We start from the raw sequence: 10158 nt of genomic DNA, 5'->3' as shown, positions 1-10158 counted from the left end.
CTGCCTCGCACTGGGGCGCAGCCGGGCTTGCGCGCTGCTGCTGCGCAGCGCACCGCTGCCGGCCGTGCGCTGCACGGCCGGCGTGTCCCCCACCGTTGCGGCACGCCGGTGGGGGCTTAGCGCAGCGCAGGCCGCCGCCGCCGCCGCCGCGCTGGGGTTCCTGGCGGAGCCGCGCAGGCGCTCCGCCGACCCGGGCCCAGAGCGGTTCCTGCTCTGGGCGGTGACGGGCGCGGGAAAGACGGAGATCACTTTCCCGCTCCTGGAGGCGGCGCTCGCGGCCGGGGGCCGGGCGTTGATCGCCACCCCGCGGCGCGACGTCGTGCTGGAGCTTGCGCCGCGCCTGGCGAAGGCATTCCCGGCGGAAGTCCCCGCCGTGCTGTACGGAGGCAGCGAGGACCGCTTGCGCCGCAGCCGGATCACCCTGGCGACCACGCACCAGCTGCTGCGGTTTAACCAGGCCTTCGATCTGGTCATCATCGATGAGATCGATGCGTATCCCTATCACAACGATCCTATGCTGGACTATGCCGCAAGGCAGGTCTGCAAGCCCGGCGGACGATTCATCCTGCTCTCCGCTACGCCGCCTGCGGAGCTGCAGCGCCTTGCCCGTTCCGGCAGATTGCCGCATGCAAGGGTCCCGGTCCGCTTTCACGGCCATCCCTTACCGGTTCCGCGCCATATCCGTATGCCGCCGCTCTATCTTTGCTTGAAGCAGGGGAGACTCCCGGCAGGGTTACGCTCTGCCCTGCAACGGTCCCTTGACCGTAAGGCGCAGATTTTCCTCTTTGTCTCCCGAATCGCCCATATTGAGGGGCTGCTGCAGCTGCTGCGGCGGATATTTCCCGGAGTGTCTATAGAGGGAACCTCCTCTCAAGATCCGGGCAGGGCAGAGACGGTGCTTAAGTTCCGGGATTGCACTATTTCCCTGCTGGTAACGACAACGATTCTGGAGCGTGGGGTCACAGTACCGCATAGTGATGTGTTTATTCTGGATGCGGACAGCGGACTATTTGATGAAGCGGCCTTGGTGCAGATGGCGGGCCGGGCGGGGCGCTCCAAGGATGATCCGGCGGGCAACGTCATCTTCGCTTCGGCAGAGTGGAGCCGCTCGCAGCGCGCCGCCATATCACAGATCCGCAGGATGAATGCCATTGCCCGCAGACAGGGATATATCCAGTCTTAGCAGTCTCCTAATTTTGAATTCTAGACACTCTGTACTTTTAAACTCCATACACCTCATTTCGAAGGAGGGTTAAGATGCGTTCCCTGACGTCTTGGATGAAGCAAGCCCGCTCCCTAATTGCGCCTTCGCAGCCGGAATGTCTGTTTTGCGGCCGCAGAGGCCGTCCTTCCCCTGAATGGCCCGGAATCTGCGTACACTGCCAGAGCGGCATTCCATGGATTCGCGTTCCCCGGTGCCAGATCTGCGGGCGTCATGTGGGCTGTCCCGATTGCAGCCGCAGCCATGGGCCCTTACCGATCCGGTGCAACCGGAGTGCAGTAGCTTACACCAGTGATATGCGAGAAATACTAGGCCAGTATAAATACCGGGGGAATGAGCGGCTCGCCCCCCTGCTCGGTCTGATGCTGGATCGGGCATACGAGCTCCTGCAACAAGAACAAAGCAATCAACAATTAAATGGAGCGCAACAAGGTGTTTTTTTCAACAAACCATTCCCGGTATTCCAATCAAAGCTTCGTGTGCGTGTGGGTTCTAACCTATGGCAAGCCGACCTGCTAGTCCCTGTACCTGTGAGCGCTGTCCGTCTGTCCGAGCGGGGCTTCAATCAGGCAGAGCGGCTGGCTGATGTAGTATCCCTGCGAAGAGGAGTCCCTCAGCTTCCGCTGCTGGTCCGCACCCATCACACCGCCAAGCAGAGCTTCAAAAGCAGAAGCGAGCGGCTGGCCGATATGAAGTATGCTTTTGCCGGAAATACAGATTCGGCGGTTCTGCAAAGTCTGAATGAACACCTGCATTCCCGTGCGTCGCATCAGCTTGAACAGCGCCCTCTGCGAATCATTATTGTCGATGATATCTACACTACGGGGAGTACGATCCGTGCCTGCGCCGGGGCGCTTCAGCAGCTCTGCCGCAGTCTGGATTGCACTGCTGAGATCTACTCTCTGACCTGGGCACGTTCCTAGCAGCTGCCGCCGCTCCGGAATTCAATAAAACCGCTTCCCTGACCGATACTAAACATAGACGGATCTTCGGCGATCATGTAATCTTAGTAGCATAAGCGATTCATGAGTTGTGCAGAATGATAGAAGGGAGCCGCGGTAGAAATGAATGTAGACAATTGTCCGAGATGCGGCCGGTTATATGTCAAGAACCTGATGAACCTGTGCCAGCCCTGCATCAAGGAGTTAGAGCATGAGTATGAAATCTGTGTAGATTATTTACGCAAAAATAGAGGCACCAACATACAGGAACTGTCCGATGCCACCGATATTTCCATTAAGGAAATCACGCGTTTTATCCGGGAGGGCCGGATTTCCATAGCCAATGCGCCCAATATGATGTACCCTTGCGAGGTATGCGGAACGCTGATCCGTGAAGGGCATATGTGCGATAGCTGCCGCAGCCGTCTGACCAAAGACCTGGCCAATGCGGCCAAGGATAGTGCAGACTCAAAGGCTCCCAAGAAGGCTCCAGATGGCGCTTACCGCGCTGTGGATAAGTTCCGTAACTAAAACAATTATGCAAAAAAACGCTTGCAGCTATAAAGAATGTTTCAACAGGGGCCGATAAACTTAGTAAAGATTATCGGCTTTTTTATTACAGAAGGAAGGTGAAGTTATGAAAATTAACGATGCCGGACGAATTAATGCGATTAATCCATACCAACGAAGTACGGAATCGCAAAGGCAGGAACAGATGAAGAAGAGTACACGCAAGGATGAGGTATCGATTTCGGATGAGGCCATTAAGCTGCTCCAGGCACAGAAGAGCGGCAAGATTGACACTGAACGTGCGAATAAGATCGAGAGCCTGAAACAGCAAGTATCCGCAGGTACCTACCAGGTTGACGCAGCCAAGCTCGCTGAGACACTCGCCCCCTACTTTAAGCAATCCTCCGAGAATTAGGTGAACACACCCATGGCACTTACAACATTATTAGAATTGCTTGAGCGGCTGGACGAGGCGCATGTGCAGATGCTGGATCTGGCCGCAGTCAAGAAACAGACCATTATGGACAACAAGGTGGAGGGTCTCATTGACATCCTGAACCGCGAGTCCAAGCTGATGAAGGTGATTGGACAGCTGGAAGAACGGCGTGCAGAAGCGGCATTCGAGTTTTTGCAGGGGGTTGGAATCCGTTCCAATCTGAATCTGAATCTTACCGAGCTGTCCCGCCTTGTATTCGATCCCGATGACAAATCGCGCCTGCTGCATATTCAGCAGAAGCTTTCCGGCACATTGCAGCAATTAAAAAAGGCCAATGAGCTGAACCAGAAGCTGATTGAGCAGTCGCTTACCTTTATAGATTATTCCCTGGATTTGCTTGTCGGAAGACCAAATCAGGAAATGACATACCACCATCCGTCCGACAAGGGCAGTAATGTGACTCGGCCGGGGCTTTTTGATGCCCGTGGATAACCCGCTTATCCGCTCAGCCCCGTTCACCGCAGCAATCACAAGGGAGGAACAAGTAGCATGACATCCACATTCCACTCCATCGAGACCGCAAGACGAAGCCTGTTTACCCAGACGGCTGCACTCAATACCACCGGCCACAACATTGCCAACGCCAACACGGAAGGGTACACCCGCCAGCGGGTGAATATGAAGGCAGCCATACCCATTGAGGCCTATGGCCTTAATAACTCCACTGTTCCGGGACAGATGGGCACAGGCGTTGAATTCACTTCCATCGAGCGGATTCGTGAGATGTTCCTGGATGATCAATTCCGCGGGGAGAACTCAGCAAGCGGCAACTGGGGCATCCAATCCGATACCTTGGATAAGCTGGAAGCCATCGTGAATGAGCCGTCGGATACCGGGATTCGTATTGTGCTAGATAACTTCTGGAAATCCTGGTCGGATCTAAGTAAGAATCCTGAAGATCCAACCGCCCGCAAGATAGTGGTCCAGACAGCTCAGGCCCTCACGGATGCCATGAACTATATGAGTACTCAGCTCAGCAATCTGGACCGTGATCTAAGCACCAACATTGACGTTAAAGGAAAAGAGATCCAGAGCTACCTCAGCTCTATCGCTGACCTCAATCAATCCATTTCCAAGATAGAAGGTATGGGTGACAAAGCCAATGATCTGCGCGACCAGCGCGACCTGTTGACGGACAAGCTGTCCAAGATTGCCAATATCACTATTCTGGATACAGATGCCGGATACAACATCTCACTGGGCACACAGCCGTTAGTTCAAGGAGCGACCGTAACTGCGGCTGTAGACAGTACGTTTCTTAATACCGCCTTCGCCTCCGGCGATTTGAAGGCCGGTGAAGCCTATGGGATGCTTTTCTCCAGAAACATCTATGTGGCTGACTACCGGAGGCAGCTTGACGCGATGGCCAATACCATTGCCAATGGTGAAGTACAGGTGACCATACCGTCAGGCTCTACCTTACCCGCAGGAACCACTGTGCTCAAGGATTCGGAGATTATCAACGCGGATGGTACCAAAACAACTCTTACAGCAGGAACCGTCGTACCTATTCCATTAACGGGTGATTTGAAAACAACAGTCAAGGGTCTGAACGGACTCCATCAGTTGGGGTATGCGCTCAACGGGACTTCGGGCCGGCCGTTCTTCACCTCTGCGGTAGCCGGGGAAGCGATCACTGCTGCCAATCTCAAGCTGAATCCAGAAATTGCTGCTGATCCCACGCTGTTTGCTACTTCCTTGCGTACTACTACAGACACCTCAGGCAATGTATCCGTAGTAAAAGGAAATAACACACTGGCACTGTTGTTCAGCAATATGAAGGATAACAATACTTTTGCAACAGCGGATGGTACCAAGACCGGGACGGTCGGGTCCTATCTTAGCTCTATGGTTGGACAATTAGGTATCCAGTCTCAAGAGGCCACACGCCAGGCGAGTAACGCGGATTATCTGGTGGAGCAAGTGAGTTCCCGCCGCCAATCCGTAAGTGGTGTATCGCTGGATGAAGAAATGTCCAATATGCTCGTGTTCCAACATGCTTACAGTGCTGCAGCACGTTTCATGACCACCTATGATCAGATGCTTGATAAATTAATTAATTCTACCGGCATGGTCGGAAGATAAGGAGGAACATACAATGATCAGAGTCACCTCCAATATGATGAGCTCACAGCTGCTGCTTAACTTGAACCGCAATGCACGTACCATGAACGACACCCAGCTCCAGCTGGCAAGCGGCCGCAAAATCAACAAGCCCTCCGACGACCCGGTAGGGATCACGTATTCCCTGCGTTACCGCGCCGAGCTGTCTTCCAATGAACAGTATACGAAGAACGTGGATAGTGCGCTGTCCTGGCTGGATTATAATGATACAGTGTTGGGCCAGGCGGGGGATGTTGTTCAACGTTTGCGAGAGCTTTCTGTAAAAGCTTCGACGGGAAGTAATCCACAGTCCGCTTTGGATAGTATCAATGAAGAAGTGATGCAGCTTAAAGAGCAACTGGTGGATATAGCCAACAGTAAGCTGAACGGAAAATATATTTTTAATGGTGAGCAATATACTGCCCAGCCTTATGATTTTGCTAAGGGTGCTGATGGTACTTATGACACTACCAAAACAATCACGACAGATCCCGGGCAAATTCAGTATATTGTAGGGGAAGGCGTGCAAATGCCGATTAATATGACTGGAAATGATGTTTTTGGTCTAACTGGAGAAGCGGACAATCTGTTTTCGATTATTAACAATCTTTCATCTGCACTGAAGTCAGGTGATCTCACAGTGATTTCTAGCCAAATTGATAAGATTGATACTCGTAACGATTCAATATTATCTGCACGGGCTGAGATTGGAGCCAAGACTAACCGTGTAGAATTAATGCAGGATCGCTTGAGTGATCTGAATATTAATCTTACTGATTTGCAGGCTAAGACAGAGGATGCAGATTATGAAGGGCTGATTATGAAGTCGAAAATTCAAGAAAATATTTATAATGCATCTCTTTCTGTGGGGGCAAAGATTATCTCTACGACTCTAGTGGACTTCATTAGATAATGGAGGTGAAACAAGTTGGTGCAATCTATTCTGCAAATTCGACAGACCCCTGCGATTCTTGGGATTGATGCTGACTTAGGAGCCTTTTCTATAACTCAGCCCAAAGCAGAGGTTACTATTACAACTACGCCTGGAGAACTGAAGGTTCAATCTACTCGTCCAGAGCTGACGATTGATCAGACAAGAGCACGTGCAGCCTATAATGGTGGCAGTGTCTTAGACATGAACAAAAGAATTTACTCTGGAATACAGCAGCTATATCTTCAGGCGATTGCCCGCAGAGTCGAGCAAGGAACCCGGATGGCTGAATTTTTTAAGCCCGGCAATACCATTGCTGAGGTCTATGGAATGGATACCGAGCCGAATTCATTTCCCGAGCCTTGCGGAAGAGCATCCTATGATAATGTCGATATTCATTTTGAAACGAGAGCTCCAGAAATCAGCTTCAGAGCTGCAAAGGTAGATATTCAGGTCGAAAGGCACCGCCCAGAGACAGAATATACGCGCGGGAAACTTGATATTTATATGCAGCAATTTGCTTCTGTGCAGTTTATTCCGCCGGAATTGAATGTTCAAATGTGATACGCTAAGCTATGGATGTGCCAGAGAGCGCTTCTGTAGCTTTTCTGTTATTGTTTTGCTATGCAGAACTTATAAGGAGTGAAAAATTTGATTATAGAAACATATACAATGGGCAAACTTGAAGTTAGTGAGAATCAGATTTATCATTTTTCAAAGGGTATCCCAGGTTTTGATGATGAAGTTGATTTTGCCTTAATCGCTATGCCTGATGGCCCATTCTGGGTGCTACAGTCTGTACACGAGCAAAGCCTTTCATTTCTATTAAGTGATCCATTCGTGTTTTACCCATCCTATGAATTTGAACTTCCTGATGACGAAGCAGAGGAGCTTGCAATTGAATCAGAAGTGCTTGTTCGCTGTATTCTTACTCTGAAGGAAGATGTAGAAGCTTCTACTATTAATCTCTTAGCCCCGATTGTGCTGAATCCCATTGATCTGACCGGTAAACAAATTGTTCTCCATCGGACCCCCTATCACACGAAGCATAGCTTGCTACAAGAGCACACAGCAATAGATGGAAAGGATGGTGGATGATATGCTCGTACTGTCCCGCAAAAAAGGAGAGACTATCGTCATTCAGGACCAGATTGAACTGACGATCTTAAGTGTGGATGGTGATACTGTAAAGGTTGGCATCTCTGCCCCCAAACATATCGATATTTTCCGTAAAGAGGTGTATCTTTCTATCCAAGAAACTAATCGTGAATCGGCTGCTCCCCTGCAATCTGATCTCAATGCGCTCATTGATCGACTGCGCGGCTCGCAAAAATTAAATTTGTCCTGACCCGGACAAATATAGCAGAAGCCATGCAGTGGTTGAACACTGCATGGCTTCTGTGGTTAAAAGAATCCAAAATGAGGATTTGTCTGTTAACCGTAAGGTTTGGAGTGAAGCAAAAGTAGCAGTTGTACTTTACTAAATGTTGGCGAATACATTCAACTAGGAATACCAGTATTGTAATTTGGTCAAAACTGTCTATCAGTCTTGGCTATGAGCAGGAACAATTCTGTCTTTCAGTGCAATATTTAGGCTGTTGCGCGTTAATTTATTAACGAGTTATATAGGGGCTAAAGGTATTACTTAGTTCATTTTTCCATAACAAGAAATTTGGAATGATTTGTTGGGAAAGCTCTTCTTCTAATTCATCCCAACGATTGTCATTGAAGTGTACAACAACCTCTAAAAGTATATATTTAAACTGTTTAATAACTAAATTCACATTTTGCATATCTATAAACTCACAGAGCTTATCTATCTCTAAACTTATCGTTGTGTATGCATCTATTATATCTTGCATAACAATAGCAGCTTCATCATAGTTCTTATCAGATAATTTAGCAGCGATGAAGTTAAATCCCTCGTCTATTGAATCACAGATATCTAATATAGCACTCATTGAGGTAAAGTCAGCTTTTGAATTTTTCGTTATGGTAACGTTTATTGTGAAATCGTCTTTAAAATTAAAAACATAATTTCTGCTACCGCAATTCAATGGATTTACTGTATTGTTAAGAAATTCATTCCCATTCAACTCTTTCACAAGTTTATGATCTTGGTCTAGTTCAGCGACATGGTCAAACAGTTTCCGTAAGGAGGCATCCATTGCGTGTGTATATTTTTTGAAAAGCTCACCATCAAGATCGTTCCTTCCTAGACGCTTATAGTAGGTGGAATTATATTTGGATAACAGAGTCACCACCATATCCTTATCCTCCACGGAGGCAATTTGATCTTCTTCGCAATGGAAAATGTAATAACGTGTTTCGGATTTTATTCTATGTTCACTAAGTAAAAGACTTCGGATCTGTTTGTGAGAATCACCAAAATAGTAAGGGGAAGTTTCATCTAAGATAGTCCAAGGATTGTTATATGCATACGGCAACAAATAAGTTTTGTTATTGAGACTAAGAGTAACAACATAATCATGTTCTAGTATCTCTCTACCAACCACATGTTTCATTTGAGTACGTGAGAAGCCTGAGTTATCAATTATCACTGAGAACATATCAGGAGCAAATTTACCACAGAGCATAGCAATATAGCCGCCGTATGATGAGCCGTAAGCAATTATTTTTTTCTTGTTTACTGCCGGGTACCTTCTGAGAACATCACCAAGTACAGTAAGGCAATCCAAAGCAGGCAATAGCCCAAAGGATTGATATTCATTCTGCTCTGTTATCTTGAGTGCTTGACAGCGGGGATCCAACTGGGATAACCCTTTGCTTTCTAATAATGCTCCTACCTTTAAATAAAAATCATTATCAGATGTAATGTCCGTCCAATAAGTATCTTCTACTCCATAATTTTTTTTCATATTAAGGATAAAATAATCATCTATTAATGTTCTCGTTCCTCGATGTATACCAAAATAGTTTAAGGAGACCACAATGCTATTATATTTTTCGGCAAGGTAAGGATTTAATTTTTCTAATTGATATGTTGAATTAGCGAGGCCGCCAAACCCTGGAATAGTTAATATTAGGCCAGTTAACTCAGTTACACCTTTTGTTGGCAACGTCACAAAATAATCCAGTTCATTTCTGCCATAACCTAATTCGATATCTGCATGCGGTATAACTTTATACTGAAGTGTCTCCAAAAAATAAGCCCCCAATTCTACGTAATCACTTTTAAGTGATAAGCTGTAATATATATTTTATCGGAAAAGTGAGGAATACTATTAATAGTTTACTATCTATTGACACTGGACAGTCAAAAGTTCTATAGATCTAAGAAACCAGTGAATTGCGCTCCACATCAGCTTTTTCCTGCTTAGATTTAATTATATTGTTATAGATAAGTGGATAATTTGTAAATAAGCGGTAACGGTAGCGTCGGAGACTATGGCATGGGAGGGCGTACGCAGATAGCGGAAAAACAACCCCGAGGTTCGGCCTGGAAACTGCAAGGCCGCGACTTGTAGGAGTCCGATCGTAGCGCACTGGCACATCACGAATCCCTCGATTGCCTGAACCGGTTTCTGGATACGCTGCCGATCTTGTTCGTTTTTACGGATTCTAGGGGATGCGCATCCTCTTTTCTTAAAAAGAGGTTCAGCTTTGGCATGGACTGGGTCCAGAAGCGGTAGCCGAAGGCGTGAGTGACTTGCTTCATTTTCCGAAACGTACACTCGATTTTAAAGCGATAGCTGTACAAGCGGATGATGTCCGTGGTGGCCAAGCTCAAATCCGTACTGACCAAAATGGAGCTGCGGCCCTCATGCAGCACCAGCACAAAGCGAAATTCCTGATACAAGCCCTGGCCCCAAAGCAGATCCAGGCACAGAAACCAAACCGTCTCTTCGTTGCCGTATAGCAGAAGGGTTATGGGTTGGAAATCCGCAGCACGAGTCGCGAACAGCTCCTTCAGTTTGACTGCCAGACCTTTTTT

Annotated in this window: 12 protein-coding genes; 10 read left to right on the top strand and 2 right to left on the bottom strand. The window is 47.9% G+C overall.

The window, feature by feature from the left end; all coding sequences use genetic code 11:
* From ACFSX3_RS18210 to csrA, 10 genes are all read left to right on the top strand, one after another.
* Window positions 1-1183, top strand: a 1183-nt coding sequence (locus tag ACFSX3_RS18210; RefSeq protein ID WP_379313108.1) for a helicase-related protein, incomplete at its 5' end; no start/stop codon positions are given.
* Between the two features lie 74 nt (window positions 1184-1257).
* Entirely contained in the window at window positions 1258-2145 is an 888-nt protein-coding gene (locus tag ACFSX3_RS18205; protein ID WP_209988904.1) for a ComF family protein, read from the top strand.
* A gap of 141 nt (window positions 2146-2286) precedes the next feature.
* Window positions 2287-2694: a TIGR03826 family flagellar region protein gene (locus tag ACFSX3_RS18200; protein WP_209988902.1), complete on the top strand. Its 408-nt coding sequence runs from the start codon at window positions 2287-2289 to the stop codon at window positions 2692-2694.
* Between the two features lie 106 nt (window positions 2695-2800).
* Window positions 2801-3088 (top strand): flagellar biosynthesis anti-sigma factor FlgM, encoded by a 288-nt coding sequence (flgM, locus tag ACFSX3_RS18195; protein ID WP_209988899.1) that lies wholly within the window; start codon window positions 2801-2803, stop codon window positions 3086-3088.
* Between the two features lie 12 nt (window positions 3089-3100).
* The gene (locus ACFSX3_RS18190; RefSeq protein WP_209988896.1) at window positions 3101-3601 is read left to right on the top strand and encodes a flagellar protein FlgN; all 501 of its coding nucleotides are present in this window, start codon (window positions 3101-3103) and stop codon (window positions 3599-3601) included.
* Window positions 3602-3658: 57 nt separating this feature from the next.
* Window positions 3659-5254, top strand: a complete 1596-nt coding sequence (flgK, locus tag ACFSX3_RS18185) for a flagellar hook-associated protein FlgK (protein WP_209988894.1) — start codon at window positions 3659-3661, stop codon at window positions 5252-5254.
* Window positions 5255-5267: 13 nt separating this feature from the next.
* Window positions 5268-6185: a flagellar hook-associated protein FlgL gene (gene flgL, locus ACFSX3_RS18180; RefSeq protein WP_209988890.1), complete on the top strand. Its 918-nt coding sequence runs from the start codon at window positions 5268-5270 to the stop codon at window positions 6183-6185.
* 18 nt (window positions 6186-6203) lie between these two features.
* Entirely contained in the window at window positions 6204-6767 is a 564-nt protein-coding gene (locus ACFSX3_RS18175; RefSeq protein WP_379258553.1) for a DUF6470 family protein, read from the top strand.
* 87 nt (window positions 6768-6854) lie between these two features.
* Window positions 6855-7301, top strand: coding sequence for a flagellar assembly protein FliW (locus ACFSX3_RS18170; protein ID WP_209988884.1), 447 nt, complete (start codon window positions 6855-6857; stop codon window positions 7299-7301).
* Window position 7302: 1 nt separating this feature from the next.
* A complete protein-coding gene (gene csrA / locus ACFSX3_RS18165; RefSeq protein WP_209988882.1) occupies window positions 7303-7551 on the top strand; it encodes a carbon storage regulator CsrA in 249 nt (82 codons plus the stop codon).
* 265 nt (window positions 7552-7816) lie between these two features.
* Here csrA and ACFSX3_RS18160 read toward each other — a convergent pair whose 3' ends face one another.
* Together ACFSX3_RS18160 and ACFSX3_RS18155 are read right to left on the bottom strand one after the other, a co-directional pair.
* Window positions 7817-9367: a DUF2920 family protein gene (locus tag ACFSX3_RS18160; protein ID WP_209988880.1), complete on the bottom strand. Its 1551-nt coding sequence runs from the start codon at window positions 9365-9367 to the stop codon at window positions 7817-7819.
* A 350-nt stretch (window positions 9368-9717) separates the two neighbouring features.
* On the bottom strand, window positions 9718-10023 hold the full coding sequence (locus ACFSX3_RS18155; protein ID WP_379254656.1) for a hypothetical protein: 306 nt from the start codon (window positions 10021-10023) through the stop codon (window positions 9718-9720).
* Between the last annotated feature and the right edge of the window lie 135 nt (window positions 10024-10158).

This window comes from Paenibacillus rhizoplanae (genome assembly GCF_042684125.1).
GTDB lineage: Bacteria > Bacillota > Bacilli > Paenibacillales > Paenibacillaceae > Paenibacillus_AQ > Paenibacillus_AQ rhizoplanae.
This window is presented reverse-complemented; position numbering and strand designations above follow the sequence as displayed.